Genomic DNA, 19,247 nt, shown 5'->3' with positions numbered 1-19,247 from the left:
GTTTCACCCTTTCTTGGATTCGAGCTTTTCTTTCAATTCGTGGATATAATGCATTGACTGAAGCGGCGTCATGTTCAAGAGATCAGCTCCACTCAGGTCAGCCAACACTTCCTGTTCCTTTGTTGAAAGAACATTTTGTTCACTAGTTGGCAGATCGAAAAAATTCAATTGCTGAGGCTCGTCTTCACGGACCGTCTGTTTTTCCACATTTTCAAATGTCGTGAGCAATGCTTTCGCACGGTTAAGAAGCGATGCGGGTAGCCCTGCAAGATCCGCGACATAAATACCGTAACTTTTATCCGCAGGTCCTGTCATCACTTTATGGAGGAAGACAACCTTGCCATCTTGCTCCATTGCCGCGACATGGACATTTTCCAGTCGGGACAGCTCTTTATCCAGGTTGGTCAGTTCATGATAATGCGTAGAAAACAACGTATTCGCTCCGATTTCATCGTGAATATGTTCCATCATCGCCTGCGCTAACGCCATGCCGTCATACGTGGAAGTCCCGCGCCCGATTTCATCGAAAAGAAGAAGGCTCTGTGCAGTCGCGTTTGCGATGGCAAATTGGGATTCCATCATTTCCATCATAAATGTACTTTGGCCTGATGCCAGGTCATCCGCAGCCCCGATTCTTGTGAATATTTGATCGGTGACGGGAAGTAACGCCTGATCACAAGGGACATAGCAGCCAATCTGCGCCATGACAGCAATGATTGCTACTTGCCGCATGTATGTACTCTTTCCGGACATGTTTGGTCCAGTGATAAGCAACATATTTGCGTCATCAGTCAATTTACAGTTATTTGGAACGTAAAGGGAGTGGTCCATCATCTTTTCGACGACTGGATGACGACCGTTCTTAATTTCCAATGCATTACCATCATGGAATACAGGTTTTACATAGTTACGTTTTTCCGAAACCGCCGCGAATGAAAGAAGGACATCCAATTCACTTAGAACGCTTGCTAGAAGTTGGATATGCCTGATATGTGATTTCATGGAATCACGGACCTCGCTGAATAAGTGATATTCAAGCTCTTGCCCTTCCGATTCCGCATTTAGGATCAGGTCTTCTTTTTCTTTCAGTTCCGGGGTTATGTACCGTTCCGCATTAGCAAGCGTCTGCTTTCTTTCATAGCGTTCCAAATCGGCTAAATGGATATTGGATTTCGTAATCTCTATAAAATAGCCGAATATCCTGTTATACCCTATTTTTAATGATTTAATGCCCGTCCGCTCACGCTCTTCACCTTCAAGTTCCGCAAGCCACGCTTTGCCGTTTTTTGATGCATCCCGGTATTGGTCAAGTTTTTTGTCGTATCCGTCTTTTATGATTCCGCCCTCTTTAACTGATAGCGGAGGATTTTCTGCAATTGCCGCTTCAAGTATGTGCAACGCTTCTTCGCAACCGTCAATCCGTCCAGCGAATTGAGTAAGCAAAGACCTTTCCGATTCTTGTAGAGCTTTTTTGATAGCAGGAACACGACGCAATGAGTTCCGTAGTTGTGCAAGATCCCTCCCGCTTGCGCTGCCCATCGATATTCTACCGGCAAGCCGTTCCAAGTCGTATACTTCTTTCAAGCTTGTCTTCAGTTCATCCCGTAGGAAAAACTCTTCCATCAGTTCAGTCACTGCATTCAGTCGGTTTTCAATCGCTTTTTTTTCGGCTAACGGCTGATGGATCCACATTTTCAACTTACGGGCACCCATCGCTGTGACAGTTTCGTCAAGAAGCCAGTAAAGCGTGCCGTCCTTGCTACCATTTCGGATGGATTGGATGAGCTCCAGATTACGCATCGAGTTGGCATCAATGGATAGCTTCGCTTGTTTTTGAATAAATTCAAATGGACGTATATGGTCGAGCGCCGTTTTCTGAGTCCGCTTCACGTAGGAAACGAGCATGCCGCATGCTTCCGTAACTTCTGTCGGAATGGTTGCGAATAAATCCGCCGCCTCAGTACGTTCTTCTCCATACTCGATTGATAACACTATGCCACGTTTCGACATGCTTTCACTGAGTGCGATATGAAGTCTTTCGCCAACGACGACTTCCTTCATACCCAACGCCTCGATTTCAGCGATCAGCGTCCTTTCATCCCCTTCGACACACTCCACTTTCCCTTCACCTGTCGCCAGGTCAAGATATGCGAGCCCATATTTGTTGCCATCTATGATATCGGCTGAGCCGATGAAATGATTCGTGTTCGCATCAATTGTTTTCCCTTCAGTCATCGTACCGGGGGTAATGATTTTAACGACTTCCCTTTTCACAATCCCCTTCACTGCTTTCGGATCTTCCGTTTGTTCACAAATGGCCACCTTATGCCCTTTACGTACGAGCGTCTCGATATAGCCGGCAGCCGCATGATACGGAACTCCGCACATCGGAATCCGGTCGCGACTCCCTGCATCACGGCTTGTTAACGTGATTTCAAGAATTTGAGACGCTTCCGTCGCATCCGTAAAAAACAGTTCATAAAAATCGCCTAATCTGAAAAACAGAAATGCATCTTCATGCTCCGCCTTCACTTTCAAATATTGCTGAATCATTGGTGTATGTGTAGTCATTATTTAACCTCTTTACGTTTACTATTTTTTATTATTATACCAAAGTTGGGCCACATAGAGCCCAACTTCTGCGTGATTTTTGGGTTCTTCAAAAATCAAAGCAAAACGGTTTTACCGCGAAGGGTCCAGTTTCTGCGTGAATTACGCGGGCTTTGCGTAATTCTAAGCAAAGCCTCACCTCGATGAGCCCAAGTTCTGCGTGGTATTTGTGGTATACACTGGTTTTCACTTATTCCGCTTCCCGAAAAAACCAAAAAAAGCCGGTAATGTTATCCGGCTCTCAAAATGAAGAAGATTCTTTTCCCTTTTTATTGTCATGCACAGGACCTTGATTGCGACTATGGCTGTGACCAGGCTCATGCGACGATGATTCATCGCTGAACTTCCATTCTTCTTCAAAACTTTGCGGGTGGACCGAAATACATACTTTTGTTTCACCGACGACTTCAGCCACCAATTCACGCTCAATCGTGATACAGAATTTTTCGCCGCATTCAGAAATGACCGCCTCAGTACAATTTGGATGCTGGATGACATCTACAATTACTTCCTCATGACCTGATGTGGGCTCATCGCGATAATGCAGACGAATCCGGTCTTTGTAAGGGATGGATTCCGTAAAGACAGATGTTTTCGAATGATCTTGATGCGAATACCAAACGTTGACGTCGAACTTCCCAGTCACTTCGATGTATTTACCAACCTTTTTCGCTTGATGCGTATGGTTGATGACCCAACAGCCGAGTATACTCGTCGGACTATTCGGCGGCCTAAGATTAACAGTGTCCTCTGTCCGTTTCTTCCCCTTGGCAATAACCGTCTTCGTCACAATCTGTCGCATATTCTTCAGTTTAACTCCTCCTCCATTCGCTTCAATCCATTCTATGCAACAGAAGCCCAGAGAGTGAAAAAAATCGGCAGAAAATTTATTTCCGCCGATTGGTATAATGGATTATAGCTTGTCATATGTCGTGTTCTTTATATATGAACCGGTTTCCCCACGTTGTATATCGCCATCCGTCGCTTTGATGATTTCATCTGTCACCGTGTTAGCGATTGTGTTCGATACGAGTTGGAGCAAATCATTCACTTCAGACTGTGATTGTTTGAATTCCTGAACGATAGGAACTTCGTCAATATCATTTTGTATTTTTTCGATTTTCCCTTCAATGATACTCAACGCTTTTTCCTTACCGTACTGTTGGAAATTGACTGCCTGCTTTTGCAATGATTTCAGACTCGCGATATTTTCACGGATTTTCTGATTTTCATTAATCTGTTCTTCCGCACGCTTGAAAAATTCAACTTGTTCCGTATTTGCAATCATTACTGCGATTTCCCGTGCTTTTACGATTATTTCATCTTTAGTATATTTCTTTTCCATTATGACATCACCTTTTCCTTTTCTACGACCCCGATGAACTCACCGTCGAGTGACCATGTTTTTGCCTCTGTTATTTTCACTTTTACGATTTTCCCGATAGCTGATCGTGGCGCTTTGAAATTGACCAGTTTGTTTTTCTCAGTATATCCTGCGAGCACCTCTGGATTTCGCTTACTTTCCCCTTCGACAAGCACTTCAACGATTTTTCCTTTGTATGGCTTCATCGCCTCTGCGGATAAATCGTTGACTAGTTTGTTCAATCGCTGCAAACGCTCTTTTTTCACTTCCATCGGGATATTATCAATCATTTTTGCAGCAGGCGTACCCTCCCTGGGTGAATAAATATACGTATAAGCTATATCGAAACCGACTTCCCTGTACAATGACATCGTTTCTTCGAACTGCTCATCCGTCTCATTCGGAAATCCGACAATGATATCCGTCGTTAATGTAACGTTCGGAATCGCCTCTTTTATCTTACGGACAAGTTCGAGATAGTGTTCACGTGTATATTTCCTTGCCATGATTTTTAAAATATCACTTGAACCCGATTGAACTGGTAGATGAATATGATCGACAAGATTACCGCCTTTTGCAAGCACTTCGATAAGGTGGTCATCGAAATCCCGGGGATGACTCGTCGTAAATCGAATTCTTGGAATATCGATTTTACGCAAATCCTCCATCAGATCACCGAAACGATACCCGATGTCATCAAAATCTTTTCCATACGCATTAACGTTCTGACCGAGTAATGTTATTTCCTTGTAGCCTTGCGATGCCAGCTGTCGAACCTCCTGGATAATGTCCTGAGGCCGTCTGCTCCGTTCCTTGCCGCGTGTATAAGGAACGATGCAATATGTACAGAACTTATCGCAGCCGTACATGATGTTCACCCACGCCTTGATATTGCCATGTCGGACTTTCGGAAGATTTTCAATGATATCTCCCTCTTTGGACCATACATCGATGACCATCTCTTTCGATAAGTACGCCTCATGCAGTATGTTAGGAAGTCGATGGATATTATGCGTCCCAAAAATCATGTCGACTTGATCATACGTTTTCAATATTTTATTGACGACTGATTCCTCTTGCGACATACAGCCGCAAACTCCAATTAAAACATCAGGGTTTTTCTGTTTCAACGGTTTATAATGGCCCAGTTCCCCAAATACCTTATTTTCCGCGTTTTCTCGGATGGCACAAGTGTTGAGTAATATAACATTCGCTTCTGCGACGATATCTGTCGGTTCATAACCCAGGCCTATCAAAATGCCCGCAATCACTTCTGTATCATGTTCGTTCATTTGACAGCCGAAAGTCCTTATGAAAAACTTCCGGTTTGTTCCCATCCCGCGGAACCTTTCGTCAATCTCGAAATCGTCATGATATGCAATCTCTTCCTTGCCGCGCTTTTTGGCATCCTTCAACGAAGGCGGCGTATAGACAGTTTGGAAATAGCGGCTATAATCCTTTTCCGGTGGATTTACAAGATCCGGTTTCAAAAGTCCCGCGCCCTGGCGCTGTTCTTCGTTCATTTCACTTGTCCCCTTTCCTACGAAACCCTAGGAATTTAAACATATGATTTCATTATACTTAATTGTAGACCGACTGTACAAGGAGAGGCAGCATTGTCGCTTGATTGTCACAGTTGAGAATCTGCATTTATATCTGAACAACTAAAAAACCACAGGAATTTGATGCTTCCCGTGGCCTTGACTTTTTCAGTTTTAAACGTTGCGCTGCCTTTTTTCAACAAGCAACTTTAATGCCGTACGCCCTTCGCCGTTAATTTCAATATCAGTGAAAGCGGGTGCACAGATGAGATCTCCGCCACTAGGAGCAACGAATCCTCGCGCAATCGCAATTGCTTTTACGGCTTGATTTAATGCACCTGCACCTACTGCCTGCATTTCTGCATATCCTTGATCCCGGATAACTGCGACAAGTGCTCCTGCAACGGAATTCGGATTCGAGCGGGATGATACCTTCAATGGATTCAACATAATTCCTCCTTATTTTTCGATGTCTATGGAACGGATATCTCCATAAACCATCCTATGAATCGGAGGCGTTGTTTAGACGCGGATCATCCTTTGAATGGACGGTCCTCATTAATTGATACCCGTTCAACTTTAACGGCTTTCCCACTTTCATCGTCCAGTACGACGAATAGACCATTTAACTGGGCACGTCCTGATTTAGGAACTTCAAAACGGACAGGCAGATTTGTGCGGAAACGATAAATGACATCTTCTTTTTTCATACCTAATATTTCATCGTAAGGCCCCGTCATGCCTGCGTCTGTCAAATAAGCTGTCCCACCTGGTAAAATGCGATCATCGGCCGTTTGGACGTGCGTGTGCGTTCCGACGACCACAGATGCTTTTCCGTCGAGGTGCCAGCCCATCGCTATTTTTTCACTCGTAGCTTCGGCATGAAAATCCACGAAGACAAGCGGAGAGATTTCTTTCGCTTCCGCTACCAATTCATCCGCTTTTTCAAACGGGTCTCCGTGCGGCGGTAAAAATGTCCGTCCGTGTAAATTAATGATGGATAATGTGACTCCATTCCGTGAAATCGTCGTCATCCCTTTACCAGGTGCTTCATCTGAAAAGTTTGCGGGACGGATCAGATAATCCGTTTCATCGATGAAATCATAAATCTCTTTATGGTCCCACGTATGATTTCCCATCGTCACAACATCAACTCCTGCACGAAGCAAGTCATCAAAAATCGCTTTTGTTATTCCTCTGCCCGCAGCAGCATTTTCCCCGTTCGCAATAATGACATCAGGTTCATATTTCCTTTTCAGACGCGGTAAGTAGTCATAAATCATGTCCCGCCCCGGTGATCCAACAATATCTCCGATGAATAATACTTTCATTGTAAAATCTCTCCCAATAAAAAAGAAGCCCCCGGACCGAAATCACGGAAACCCCTTTTTTTCGTTATTTTGCGTATTCGACCGCCCGTGTTTCACGGATGACCGTTACTTTGATATGTCCCGGATAATCGAGCTCTTCTTCAATCCTTTTCCGGATATCCCTTGCCAGACGATGGGCTGTAATGTCGTCAATCTGATCTGGTCGGACAATAATGCGAACTTCGCGACCGGCCTGGATTGCAAATGATTTTTCTACACCTTCGTATGATTCGGAAATCTCTTCAAGCTTTTTCAGCCTGCGGATATAGTTTTCAAGCGTTTCACTGCGTGCTCCCGGTCTTGCAGCTGATAATGCATCCGCTGCTGCCACGAGGACCGCAATTACTGATGTCGCTTCAGTATCCCCATGATGGGACGCTATACTGTTGATGACGACAGGATGCTCTTTGTACTTCGTCGCAAGTTCTACGCCGATTTCGACGTGACTGCCTTCCACTTCATGGTCAATCGCTTTTCCGATATCATGCAGGAGACCCGCACGTCGCGCAAGTGTGACGTCTTCGCCAAGTTCAGCTGCCAACAATCCTGCAAGATAGGCGACTTCCGTCGAATGTTTCAAGACGTTTTGTCCATAACTTGTACGGAAGCGCAATCTGCCCAATATTTTGATAAGATCGGGATGCAGATTATGAATTCCGATATCGAATGTCGTTTGTTCCCCGGTTTCCCGAATTAGTTCATCCACTTCACGTCTTGATTTATCAACCATCTCTTCAATCCGTGCCGGGTGAATACGTCCGTCTGCCACAAGTTTTTCCAATGCCAGTCGCGCAGTTTCACGACGCACCGGATCAAAACCTGACAAGATGACCGCTTCGGGTGTATCATCGATGATCAAGTCGATCCCTGTCAACGTTTCGAGCGTTCGGATATTACGTCCTTCACGGCCGATAATACGGCCTTTCATTTCATCGTTCGGTAAGTTTACTACCGATACAGTTGTTTCGGCAACATGGTCTGCCGCGAAACGCTGTAATGCGAGAGAAAGGATTTCACGCGACTTTTTATCCGATTCCTCTTTCGCGCGTTGTTCAGATTCCTTCGTCATGACGGCGATATCTGTAGCAAGCTCTTTTTCCACTTCGCTAAGGATGAGCCTTTTCGCCTCTTCCCGTGTCAGTGATGATATCTTTTCAAGTTCAATCTGCTGAACCGTAACCAGTTCTTCCGCTTTGCGTTCCATCTTTTCAATATGCTGTTGTCTTCCTGTAAGCGCTTCTTCTTTGCGCTCCAGACCCGCGTCTCTTTTATTGAGAGCTTCATCCTTGCGGTCATGATTTTCTTCCCGTTGCAAAAGACGGCTTTCTTGTTTTTGCAGTTCCGCCCTTCGTTCACGGATCTCTGATTCCGCTTCAATTCTCAGTTTGTGAGTTTCATCCTTCGCTTCCAATAGTGCCTCTTTTTTGAGAGATTCCGCTTCACGCTTCGCTTCTTCAACGATTTGTTCTGCAGAGTTCTTGGCACCAGTCACTTTTGAATCGTTCACTTTCTTATTAAAGAAATAGGTAACAACGGCACCGACGATTAGACCGAGCAAAGCGAAGATGATCATTTGTACTAACATCCAGGTCACCTCCTCCTGCTATTCTTTTCATTTTCAGTCGGCTCATATATCAACGTACAACATACTGCCAAAATCATTTCAATGGTATGAAATTATACAATTCTAATTGTATCTATGTAAATTTGACATGTCAAGGATACACGAGTCTTTGCACTGCATTATTAGAAGAGATTCCGCCTGTTCACCGCTTTTAATCTATTAATTTGAAATAAAGAATTCCTTCAAGTCCACTTCGGCGCTTTGGTACGCCTTCGCTGGTATTCTGCAGGTATGTTGGGGTGCTGAGAATGTACATGTCCACTATTATTGAGTGGGATAAGGAGTTTCCGTAATACACGCTGCGGCGCTTGGGGATGCCTCTCGCCCTAAGCCGGACAACTTTGTCGTCAGTCTTATGGCTTCGGCTACCCCTTTGAGGCGCCTTCGCTGGTTTTTCTTAGGTAGATTGGAGCTACTGAGAAAAATTACTTTTACTTTTATAGAGTGAAATAAGGAGCTCCCGTAATACACGCTGCGGCGCTTGGGGATGCCTCTCGCCCTAAGCCGGACAACTTCGTCGTCAGTCTTATGGCTTCGGCGACCCCTTTGAGGCGCCTTCGCTGGTATTTCGCAGGTATGTTGGAGGTACTGAGAATATTTACGTTCACTATTATTTGGGAGGATAAGGGGTTTCCGTAATACACGCTTCGGCGCTCGGGGATGCCTCTCGCCCTAAGCCAAGCCACTGAAAAAGTTCTTTTTTATAGTAAGAACTAGTTGATTGTAGTGTAGAGCAGCGACTCCAGCGGGAACAGCGCGAGCTGAAGACCCCGCTGGAAAAGCCGTCACGAAGAACGGCTTTTGCGACCAAAAGCGTTAGCGTTGGGAGCACGGGGAAGAATGCCTTAATTTCTGCCAAGAACGCAGAAATACGGCAAATCGAACCCTTCGCTGTTCGATTGGCTGAAGCCGTGCCCGTGGAAAGCGTCCGCTCGGAACGGAAATCAACGGGATTGAAGGAGATCGGACTTTTTCAGTGCCCCCCCCTAAGCCGGACAACTTTGTCGTCAGTCTTATGGCTTCGGCTACCCCTGTGAGGCGCCTGCACTGATTATTTCTGAGTTGCATCCGCATAGCAGGCGAAGCATGTATTATGGACAATGCTAAGTCCAGACTATAATTGTGAACTTTATCAGTGTATTTAAAATACCTAGAAAAAACTAGCGAAGGCGCCTTTCATGTTATCGCGGGAGGCATCCACAAAGCGCCGGAACGTGTATTATGTGCATTAACAAATCGAGCACTTTCATTTTAGGTGCGTTCAGAATTCCTTTTTAGGTTATCCAGCTGTTCACATAAAAAAACCGATCATGCCCCACTTGCGGGACAGACCGGTTCTTGAAACCTTATTCTTTTTCAAGCAGAAGATCCAGCTCTTCTTCGTCGTCTACCTCATGAGCACCAATGACGTAGGTTGAACTTGCAAGTCCATATGATTCACGGATTTTGTTGGCGATTTCTGCACGGATATCCGGATTCTCTTTCAGGAATTGTTTCGAATTCTCCCGTCCTTGTCCAAGTCGTTCCCCTTCATATGAATACCATGATCCACTTTTTTGAACGACTTCGGCTTCGGCACCAAGATCGATGATTTCTCCTTCTCTGGAGATTCCTTCACCGTACATAATATCGACTTCCGCTGTTTTGAACGGCGGCGCAACCTTATTTTTAACAACGCGGATCCGTGTTTTATTCCCCACCATATCATTGCCTTGCTTGATGGCTTCCCCGCGTCGTACATCTAAGCGCACGGAAGAGTAGAATTTCAACGCACGTCCACCAGGTGTGACTTCCGGGCTTCCGAACATAACACCGACTTTTTCACGGATTTGGTTGATGAAGATGGCAATCGTGTTGGATTTATTAATGGCACCCGAAAGCTTACGTAATGCTTGTGACATTAGACGGGCTTGCAATCCAATGTGCGAATCACCCATCTCCCCTTCAATTTCCGCTTTTGGTACGAGTGCTGCGACGGAGTCGACTACGAAAATATCAACCGCACCGCTTCGTACAAGCGCTTCAGCGATTTCAAGCGCTTGCTCTCCCGTATCAGGCTGGGAAAGCAGTAATTCATCGATATTAACACCTAATTTACGCGCGTAAATCGGGTCAAGCGCATGTTCGGCATCAATGAAAGCCGCTGTTCCGCCCGCTGCCTGTACTTCTGCAATGGCATGAAGGGCAACCGTCGTTTTACCTGAACTTTCAGGTCCGTATATTTCAATGACACGACCGCGTGGATATCCGCCTATGCCGAGCGCGGCGTCAAGTGCCAGGGAGCCTGTCGAAGAGGTGGAATATTCCAGACTCGTTTTTTCCCCCAATTTCATAATGGACCCTTTGCCGAATTGCTTTTCAATTTGTTTCAACGCCATATCTAATGCTGCTTTACGATCGCTCAATGTATTTCCTCCCTAAAGATGATGTTCTGTTTTTCTTACTATCTCTACTATACTCCTTTATTGAGAAATACTCAATAAATAAGCGAACATTTATTCGTTTATTTTTCCGGAAAACAGATTTTAAATGAGAATAAGAAGGAAAATACGCTTTTAAGTGAGAAATCGGTTGAAACTTCAATTTCAGCTTTCTTTGGCGTTCAAGTATTTTATGAGATAATAGAGTGCAAATCTTGCCGATCGAAGACGGTTTGCATTTCTTGAACCTGACAACAATAATTTATGAGTTTCAGTTTCCGCATTCATAGAACTGATGCCGATCCATACAGTACCGACCGGTTTTCCATCATGTGGATCCGGTCCTGCCGCACCTGTGAGACCGATTCCTATATCAGACCCGAACATCCTTTTTACGTTGTCCGCTAGAGATGCTGCACATTCCGCACTAACTACTCCATATTCCTCAAGCAGTGCCCCTTCCACGCCTAGTTGTTCAATTTTCGCCTTCTCGTTATAAACGACAACGCCGCCTTCAAGTGACGCACTGATTCCCGGTTCGCCGGCCAGTTCCGCCATGAATAGGCCTGCCGTCAAACTTTCAGCAGCCGCTATCGTCCAGCCATTCTTAATAAGAAGTTCCGCAGCTTTGGATGATAATGTATCGTCGTCCGTTCCATAGATGTACTCACCGACAACCGCCCGAATTTCCTGTTCTACAGGAACAATCAGCTGTAATGCCGCATCTGTCGATTTTGCTTTGGCAGTGATGCGCAATGTCACTGCATCGGCTGTCGCAAGTGGAGCCACTGTCGGATTCGTCTGTTTTTCCAAAATGGGCTGGATGCGATGTTCAAGCTCCGCCTCGCCTATGCCATAAAACTTCAGGACCCGGGAAGTGATGACTTCCTGTTTCCCGGTAGCGCCTAACAAGTAGGGAATCGCCTCATCCGTGAACATCGGCTCCATTTCATGCGGTGGACCCGGCAGCAGAATATACCGTACGCCATCCTTTTCCACAGCCATCCCCGGTGCCATCCCTTTTCTGTTCGGAAGAACTTTCGCGCCTTTAAAGACCAGCGCTTGTTTCTTATTATTTTCTGTCATCACCCTGCCGCTGCGTTCAAAGTACTGCTGGATATAAAGGAGGGCTTCGTCATCGCTGACCAGCGTTGTACCGATATGCTTCACGATCGTTTCTTTCGTCATATCATCTTTCGTCGGTCCAAGTCCTCCGGTGAAAATAAGGATATCTGCACGTTTTCTTGCAATTTCAATTACTTCATCCAAACGGTCCGGATTGTCTCCGACGACTGTCTGATAATGAACATCAACGCCTATTTCCGCAAGTTTCAACGAGATGAATTTTGCATTTGTATTCGTAATTTGACCGAGAAGTAACTCGGAACCTATCGCAATGATTTCCGCTTTCACAATATCCCATCCCCTTACATCGAATCAAGCAGTACACGTCTGTTTTTGTAGAAGTAGTCGAAACCTGACCAAATTGTAAATACGAGTGCAATGTAAAGCATAATCATACCGAACGGCACACCGATTGATTCGAAAAATATATTATGCAACAACAAAGACGCAATCGCCAAAATTTGAGCAGTCGTCTTGATTTTTCCGAGTTGATTGGCCGCCACGACTTCACCGCCGCCTGCAAGGATCAGCCTTAATCCCGTCACGGCGAATTCACGGCTGATGATGACGATAACAATCCAAGAAGGTGCCAGTCCAAGTTCGACAAGAATGATAAGTGCTGCGGAAACGAGCAATTTATCAGCAAGCGGATCTAGAAATTTCCCCATATTCGTGACGAGGTTTCTTTTTCGCGCGATATAGCCGTCGAGCCAGTCCGTTATGGAGGCGATGATAAAAATCAAACCGCCAATTAGATGTTCTTTCATCATTTCAGTGCCGCCTATGGCAATCGTACCCATTTTAAAATCGATAAGCATGAAAACCATGAAAACTGGAATTAGCAGCACACGCGATACTGTAATTTTATTAGGTAAATTCATAAAGTCACACCTTTCCTTTCAAAGAAAATAGTCATCTGAAGTAGATGACTATTACTCTTTTTTGTATTCAATCATAATGTTTTGCGGGACAGTGTCCTGTGGCGGTACGCCATATTCTAGCAGCTCGCCGTTGACATAGATTTCAGTGGATTTGGGACGACCTACACGGATTCTGACCGAGTCCGTTGCCGATACATCGAATTCAACCGAATCCCCCGCCTTCATAATACGTGCTGGCGTCATCCATTCTTTCCCGGTATTATCTTTGACACCGATCCAAGAACCCCCATTCAACCGAATTTCAAGGTTGAACGATTCCGCACCCGTAAGGCTGTATGTCGATGTTTCCCCGCTTGCGCTTCCAAAAGTGAGCGATTGCACCGGCTTTTCCGGTTCCGGGTCCGCTTCTTCGTCCACCGGATCTTCATCTACTTTACTTGAATCGGTCTTATCGGAATCCGGTTTGCTGTTCTCCATCGTCACTGGCTCGTTCGTCACGGTATCGTCCACAACAGACGGCTTGGTGGATGGACCTTTTTGATAAAGGGTCCAAATGACGACAATGATAACGATAATGAATAAGGCAACGATGATTTTAGGCATCATTTCATTCAAACGATCGTTGCTTTTCAAACCACTTCTACGTGTCAATGTCGGAGTTGATAGTTGACCAGTTTCTTCTTCAGCCGACGCCGCCGGAGCCGTATCCTTATACATAGCAAGCATTTCATCGGGATCGAGCCCTACCGCCTCAGCATATTGTTTAATAAATGCACGTACATAAAAAGAGCCGGGCATCATGCTGTAATCTTCATTTTCGATACCGGAAAGGTACCGTTTCTGTATCTTTGTTAAAGACTGTAAATCATCTAAAGTAAATCCTTTATCTGTTCTCGCCTGCTTGAGACGATCACCTAATCCGGTCACCAAAAACACCTGCCTATCAGAAGTTGAATAAACCCGGACCATCCATTGCTGCACGGTCGGATATCATATGGTTTTTTTCCATCATTTCATATGTAATTTCTTGCTCTGGATCTGTTCTCAATTCAATAATGTAATCGAAATCCTCAATATTGTATTCGGAATGTTGCACGAACATATCAGGATGTTCCACCACTTTTATAGTTGGCATGCGCATCATTTCCCTGACGAGTTGCATATGGCGCTCATCCTCTGCACGTCGCGTGACGATACCATCAAGGATGAAAATATTGTCTTTCGAAAATTCATCGCCGGCCAAATTTTTCCGCAGCGTTTGCTTAATCATCGTCGATGAGAGGAAAATCCATTTTTTGTTTGCACAGACACTTGCGGCGACAACCGATTCTGTCTTTCCTACACGAGGCATTCCGCGAATCCCGATTAATTTATGACCTTCCTGCTTGAAAATCTCCGCCATGAAATCAACAAGGATTCCAAGGTCGCTCCTTAGGAATCGGAATGTTTTCCTCTCATCCGCATCACGTTGAATGTAACGTCCATGCCGGACAGCAAGAATATCACGTAACTTCGGCTCGCGGATTTTTATCACTTGGATCGTTTCCATCGTCTCGGCAATTTGTTCAAAGCGGGCGATCTGATCATCATTGTCAGTCCGCAGTAACATTCCGCGGTGCCCGCCATCGACTCCATTGATTGTTACGATGTTGACGCGTAGCATTCCAAGCAGTGACGCAATATCACCCAGAAGACCAGGACGGTTCACTTGAATTTCATATTCAAGATACCATTCTCCCATCCGACACACACCCTTTCATCCATTTTTTGAACATCCATAACTATATGACGCACAAGAAGCAATATAGTTCTATGATAGCGGATTCGACACATTATGAAAAGGAAAAAGGGTAAAAGAAAAAAAGGGGATTGTCGTACTCCCCCCTCGTCAAACTATATATACCAACCGCCGTTCACTTTCATTATCTCGCCTGTTATATAATCCGCCTTGCCGCTTAACAGAAAGTTTACCGCTTCGGCGACATGCTCGGGCGTTCCCGGGCGCATTAGCGGAATTTCATCAATGATCATCTGCCGTTCGTCCAATGGGATATCTGCATTCATCCGGGTTTCAATCCATCCGGGTGCAACTGCATTGACACGCATTCCTGAATAGGCCGCTTCTTTCGCGTAGGCTTTCACAAATGCATGCTGCGCTCCTTTCACCGCGGAATACATCACTTCCCCCGCCGCTCCCGTATTGCCCCAGACCGACCCGATCATGACGACGTACGATTGTTCAAAAGTGCGCAGTTGGGACGAAATAAGCCCGATGAACCTTGCAGGATTTTGGACATGCACCTTCCATAATCCATCCATGTCTTCTGCAGTCGTCTCCGTCAGGAGCTTCAGCATCGACTGGCCGTTCGCAGCGACGATGGCACCAACATCCCGGACTTGTTCGGCTAGTTTCTCAGCCCCATCCGATGCACGGAAATCAGCTTGCACTACGCGAAAGTCCGACTCGGGAAATGCTCTGCTCAGCTCTGTCAGCAAAAGCGCTGCCTGTTCTGTGTTTTCATGGCAATGAAGGAAAAGCGACCAACCTGCAGATGCTAAACTTCTGCTGATCGCTTCACCTATGCCACCCGATGCGCCGAGTACGACACAGTATTTCCGTTGCTTCATTTTGCTTTTACAGCTGGAACGATTGAATAGACAGTATGACCGCTTTCATCACAAAACGTGTTGAATGCATCTTTTAAGTTCTCAAGCGTCAACTTTTCGAATGTAGGAATGACATCGAACAAGTTCATGTTATTGAAAGTATATCGTGTAAATTGGTTGGCGATGAATTCCGGTGAATTCAAAGAACGCATGAATTGACCAATTTTCTTCTTCCTCATCCGATTAAGTTCCACATCGGTAATGGGCCAATTTTCCACCGCGTCGCGGATCGTTTTTCGAATTGCGGTTTCAAGTTCCACAGGCTGGTCTGTATCAGAACCGACCATAGCGAAACCAAATCCGTTCTCCATTGTGAAATCATAAGAGAATGACTCATCAATCAGTCCTTCATTGTATGATTCCGTAAAGAACTCTGAGGATCTGCCAAATAGGATATCGAGGACAAGTCCCGCCGATAATTCTTGAATCAGCATCTCTTCTCCCTCAATGTCCGTTTTATTGCATTTCATCCCGATATTCAATTTCGGTTTTGATACGTCCATCACAAGATTCCGATCGGTTTTCGCGGCGGTGTCCGCTTCAGTCGGAAAACTGCGGATGATTTCCGCTGGCTCATCAAATGTTTTGGCATCTTGATTCTTCTTGATGAACGCCATCATTTCCGCGGGGTCAACAGCACCCACTGCGAAAAGCACCATATTCGATGGATGATAGAAGGTTTCATAGCATTCATACAAATGATCTGCCGTGATGTCTTGAATCGATGCTACTGTACCGGCAATGTCGATCTTCACCGGATGCTCATGGAACATGTTCTCAATCGTACCGAAATATAGACGCCAATCGGGTTGGTCATCGTACATCGTGATTTCCTGTGCAATGATTCCCTTTTCCTTATCAACCGTTTTCTCCGTAAAATATGGTTCTTGGACGAAATCAAGTAGGATTTCTGTATTATCATATAGCTTATCGGTTGCAGAGAATAAATAAGCAGTCCGTGTGAAGGAAGTGAACGCATTGGCGGATGCTCCATTCACGCTAAACTTCTGAAATACATCTCCATCTTCTTTTTCAAACATTTTATGCTCAAGGAAATGCGCGATACCGTCCGGAACAGTCACTTCCTCATTTTTCCCACGTGGAATGAATGTACGGTCGATTGAACCATATTTAGTCGTGAACGTCACGAATGTTTTTGAAAATCCGCGTTTAGGTAAAATGTAGACATCTAGTCCGTTGTCGAGTGTTTCGTTATATAAGGTTTCCTGTAAATTATCGAATTGAATCTTCTTCATCTTAGTTAGCCCCCTTGCCCGATAACAGATAGACGATTTCTAAAGTGATTTCAGAGGCCATTTTTCTTATATCCTCTTTCGTTACAGCTTCCCAGCCGGAAATGATTGAATCCGCTGTGAAGTTTTCATCCAGTTCCTTGTATTGATCAAACACTTCAATCTGACCTCTAGCTGAGTCGAATGCACTTTTAATGCCATTTGCAAGTAACGCTTGCGTCTGCTCGATTTCAAGATCCGTAATTTCTCCCGCTTGAAGTTCTGAAAGTTGTTCCTTAATAAGATTTACAGCTTTTTCTTCAAGTTCAGCGTCAATTCCCGCCATTACATAGAGAAGTCCGTAATGGGAAGAATAGGAACTGGATGCGTAATACGCCATGCTTTCTTTCTCTCGGACATTCATGAACAGTTTACTGTGTGCAAAACCGCCGAAAACTCCGTTTGTGACTTGCATTTTCGCATAATCAGGATGACCGAATGTTACGGGTGTACTGAATCCAAGATGCAGTTTTCCTTGTTTCATATCCTGTTTCTCCAGCACATGTTTAATATCCGTCGTTTGTTTCGCTGTTTGTTGAACAACAGGTTGACGGTTCTGTACTGTACGCGGGTTGAATGTGAAAAGTGACTTGATCTTCTCTGTCATTTCGTTTTCGTCGATGTCTCCCACAACGTAGATATCGATTTCATCGTCATTGATCATACTTTCATAAGCAGCAAATAGATCTGCTGATGTAAGCGCTTCGACATCTTTTTCCGTTCCGTAGGATGATGCAGATGCTGCACTGTCTGGTCGTAGTAATTCCAGCATTCTTTTTTGGGCGTATCTCGTCTTATCATCGTAAACCGAACGGATTCGATCTTTCACAGACCTTTTTTCGCGAGTGACGACGGTATCATCGAATTTTCCGTCCTTGATGTTAGGGTCGAAAATCACTGTTTGAATCAAGCTGAGCACTTCATCAAGCACACCGCCTTCAGATATATATTCATCGTTTACACATTCAGCGGAAAGGGAAACAATATGCGTTTCTGCCCGTTTTCCGGCATCAGTGTACAATACCGTTCCATATAATTCGTCTAACGCATTCCGGAATTCGGTTTGTGTCTGATAGCGGCCGTTGGAATCTTCCAGAACGTTCGCCAGAACTGCGCGATGAGCTGCTTTCTTTTCATCAAGAGCCGTTTTCCATTTCACCGAGAAATTGACGGTTTTAAACTGTTCCGACTTTCGGATATATAATGTGACGCCCTCTTGTAACCCGACTTTTTTGAACATATGAACACCTCTGTTTTAGTTAATATGCGGAATCCTCACTTCACTATACATTCCATAAGTCAATAGATGCAAATTATCAGCCGAATGTATCTTTTCTCATATAAAAAGACTGCCCCAAAGTCCGATGTATCAGACGATCGAGGCAGCTTCATTTTATCGATTTCCTTTTATATAAGGCTGTCCGCTTGCTTTCGGCGCATTCGCTCTACCGATGAATCCTGCAAGAGCAAGAATTGTCAATGCGTATGGCAAAATGTACAGATAGACGGATGGGACATTTTCCATAAACGATATACTAGACGAACTGATAGCAAGTGCTTGTGCAAATCCGAAGAACAAGGCAGCCCCCATCGCACCAATCGGATGCCATTTACCAAAAATCATCGCGGCAAGTGCCATGAACCCTTGTCCATTAATCGTTGCATGACTGAAATCATTCGTCATCGTTTGAGAGTAGATTGCCCCGCCAATACCGGCAAGACCTCCCGAAATAATGACCGCAATATAGCGGATTTTCGTTACGTTGATTCCCATTGTATCTGCAGCCATCGGATGTTCCCCGACTGAACGGAGGCGAAGACCGAATGGCGTTTTATAAATGATGAACCACGCCAGAAAAGCGAGGCCTATTGCCAATATAGATGAACCATAAATTCCCTTGAAAAATAGAGGGCCGATAAACGGGATTTCATGTAGGATCGGGACGTTAAAACGCGGAATACTATGTTGAATGAAATCCGTCTGTCCCTTGCCGTAAATCAATTTTACGGAGAACAAAGCGATGGCGATTCCCAGCATGTTGATGGCAACCCCCGATACTACTTGATCGGCACGGAATGTAATCGAAGCGACCGCATGCATGATGGAGAATATCCCGGAAACGATCATTGCCACCAGCAATGCAAGCCACGGAGTCCAAGCACCAAATGTATCAGCGTAAAATAAATTGAATAGAATTCCGATAAAAGCACCCATGACCATGAGCCCTTCAAGACCGATGTTAACAACACCCGAACGTTCCGAGAATACGCCTCCGATTGCAGTGAAAATGAGAGGGGCAGCGTATGAAATGGTAATCGGAACGATGAAATAAAGTATTTCTAGAAAACTCATA

The 19,247-nt window shown here is 45.0% G+C and carries 16 protein-coding genes; all 16 read right to left on the bottom strand.

The genetic code is table 11. The annotated features are described in order from the left end of the window. Positions 1-3: 3 nt before the first annotated feature. Positions 4-2,571: a DNA mismatch repair protein MutS gene (gene mutS, locus HDC33_RS05380; protein WP_179391471.1), complete on the bottom strand. Its 2,568-nt coding sequence runs from the start codon at positions 2,569-2,571 to the stop codon at positions 4-6. 280 nt (positions 2,572-2,851) lie between these two features. Then, a complete protein-coding gene (cotE, locus tag HDC33_RS05375) occupies positions 2,852-3,421 on the bottom strand; it encodes an outer spore coat protein CotE (protein ID WP_255457370.1) in 570 nt (189 codons plus the stop codon). A gap of 102 nt (positions 3,422-3,523) precedes the next feature. Continuing rightward, positions 3,524-3,955, bottom strand: a complete 432-nt coding sequence (locus tag HDC33_RS05370; RefSeq protein ID WP_179391469.1) for a YlbF/YmcA family competence regulator — start codon at positions 3,953-3,955, stop codon at positions 3,524-3,526. Next, on the bottom strand, positions 3,955-5,496 hold the full coding sequence (gene miaB / locus HDC33_RS05365) for a tRNA (N6-isopentenyl adenosine(37)-C2)-methylthiotransferase MiaB (protein WP_179391468.1): 1,542 nt from the start codon (positions 5,494-5,496) through the stop codon (positions 3,955-3,957). Before miaB ends, HDC33_RS05370 begins: the two co-directional genes overlap by 1 nt. Before the next feature lie 192 nt (positions 5,497-5,688). Next, on the bottom strand, positions 5,689-5,961 hold the full coding sequence (locus HDC33_RS05360; RefSeq protein WP_179391467.1) for a stage V sporulation protein S: 273 nt from the start codon (positions 5,959-5,961) through the stop codon (positions 5,689-5,691). Positions 5,962-6,047: 86 nt separating this feature from the next. Further along, complete coding sequence (locus HDC33_RS05355) at positions 6,048-6,845, bottom strand: TIGR00282 family metallophosphoesterase (RefSeq protein ID WP_179391466.1); 798 nt, start codon at positions 6,843-6,845, stop codon at positions 6,048-6,050. A 64-nt stretch (positions 6,846-6,909) separates the two neighbouring features. Continuing rightward, positions 6,910-8,469, bottom strand: a complete 1,560-nt coding sequence (rny, locus tag HDC33_RS05350; protein ID WP_179391465.1) for a ribonuclease Y — start codon at positions 8,467-8,469, stop codon at positions 6,910-6,912. Between the two features lie 1,385 nt (positions 8,470-9,854). Continuing rightward, positions 9,855-10,913: a recombinase RecA gene (gene recA, locus HDC33_RS05345; RefSeq protein ID WP_179391464.1), complete on the bottom strand. Its 1,059-nt coding sequence runs from the start codon at positions 10,911-10,913 to the stop codon at positions 9,855-9,857. A gap of 180 nt (positions 10,914-11,093) precedes the next feature. Beyond that, positions 11,094-12,341 carry a competence/damage-inducible protein A gene (locus tag HDC33_RS05340; RefSeq protein WP_179391463.1) on the bottom strand — a complete coding sequence of 416 codons (1,248 nt, stop codon included), beginning with the start codon at positions 12,339-12,341 and terminating at the stop codon, positions 11,094-11,096. A gap of 14 nt (positions 12,342-12,355) precedes the next feature. Beyond that, positions 12,356-12,934 (bottom strand): CDP-diacylglycerol--glycerol-3-phosphate 3-phosphatidyltransferase, encoded by a 579-nt coding sequence (gene pgsA / locus HDC33_RS05335; RefSeq protein WP_179391462.1) that lies wholly within the window; start codon positions 12,932-12,934, stop codon positions 12,356-12,358. Between the two features lie 51 nt (positions 12,935-12,985). Next, the gene (locus HDC33_RS05330) at positions 12,986-13,861 is read right to left on the bottom strand and encodes a helix-turn-helix domain-containing protein (RefSeq protein ID WP_179391461.1); all 876 of its coding nucleotides are present in this window, start codon (positions 13,859-13,861) and stop codon (positions 12,986-12,988) included. Between the two features lie 16 nt (positions 13,862-13,877). Further along, entirely contained in the window at positions 13,878-14,675 is a 798-nt protein-coding gene (locus tag HDC33_RS05325; protein ID WP_179391460.1) for a DUF3388 domain-containing protein, read from the bottom strand. Positions 14,676-14,827: 152 nt separating this feature from the next. Further along, complete coding sequence (gene ymfI / locus HDC33_RS05320) at positions 14,828-15,562, bottom strand: elongation factor P 5-aminopentanone reductase (RefSeq protein ID WP_179391459.1); 735 nt, start codon at positions 15,560-15,562, stop codon at positions 14,828-14,830. Next, complete coding sequence (yfmH, locus tag HDC33_RS05315; RefSeq protein ID WP_179391458.1) at positions 15,559-16,857, bottom strand: EF-P 5-aminopentanol modification-associated protein YfmH; 1,299 nt, start codon at positions 16,855-16,857, stop codon at positions 15,559-15,561. Before yfmH ends, ymfI begins: the two co-directional genes overlap by 4 nt. 1 nt (position 16,858) lies before the next feature. Then, complete coding sequence (gene yfmF, locus HDC33_RS05310) at positions 16,859-18,133, bottom strand: EF-P 5-aminopentanol modification-associated protein YfmF (RefSeq protein WP_179391457.1); 1,275 nt, start codon at positions 18,131-18,133, stop codon at positions 16,859-16,861. Positions 18,134-18,286: 153 nt separating this feature from the next. Then, a complete protein-coding gene (locus tag HDC33_RS05305) occupies positions 18,287-19,246 on the bottom strand; it encodes an ABC transporter permease (RefSeq protein ID WP_179391456.1) in 960 nt (319 codons plus the stop codon). Position 19,247 lies beyond the last annotated feature (1 nt).

Origin of the sequence: Sporosarcina sp. JAI121 (assembly GCF_013408665.1) — a bacterium.
In the GTDB taxonomy this organism is placed as follows: domain Bacteria; phylum Bacillota; class Bacilli; order Bacillales_A; family Planococcaceae; genus Sporosarcina.
The sequence above is the reverse complement of the archived record's forward strand: the minus strand, read 5'-3'. Positions and strand labels throughout refer to the sequence as shown.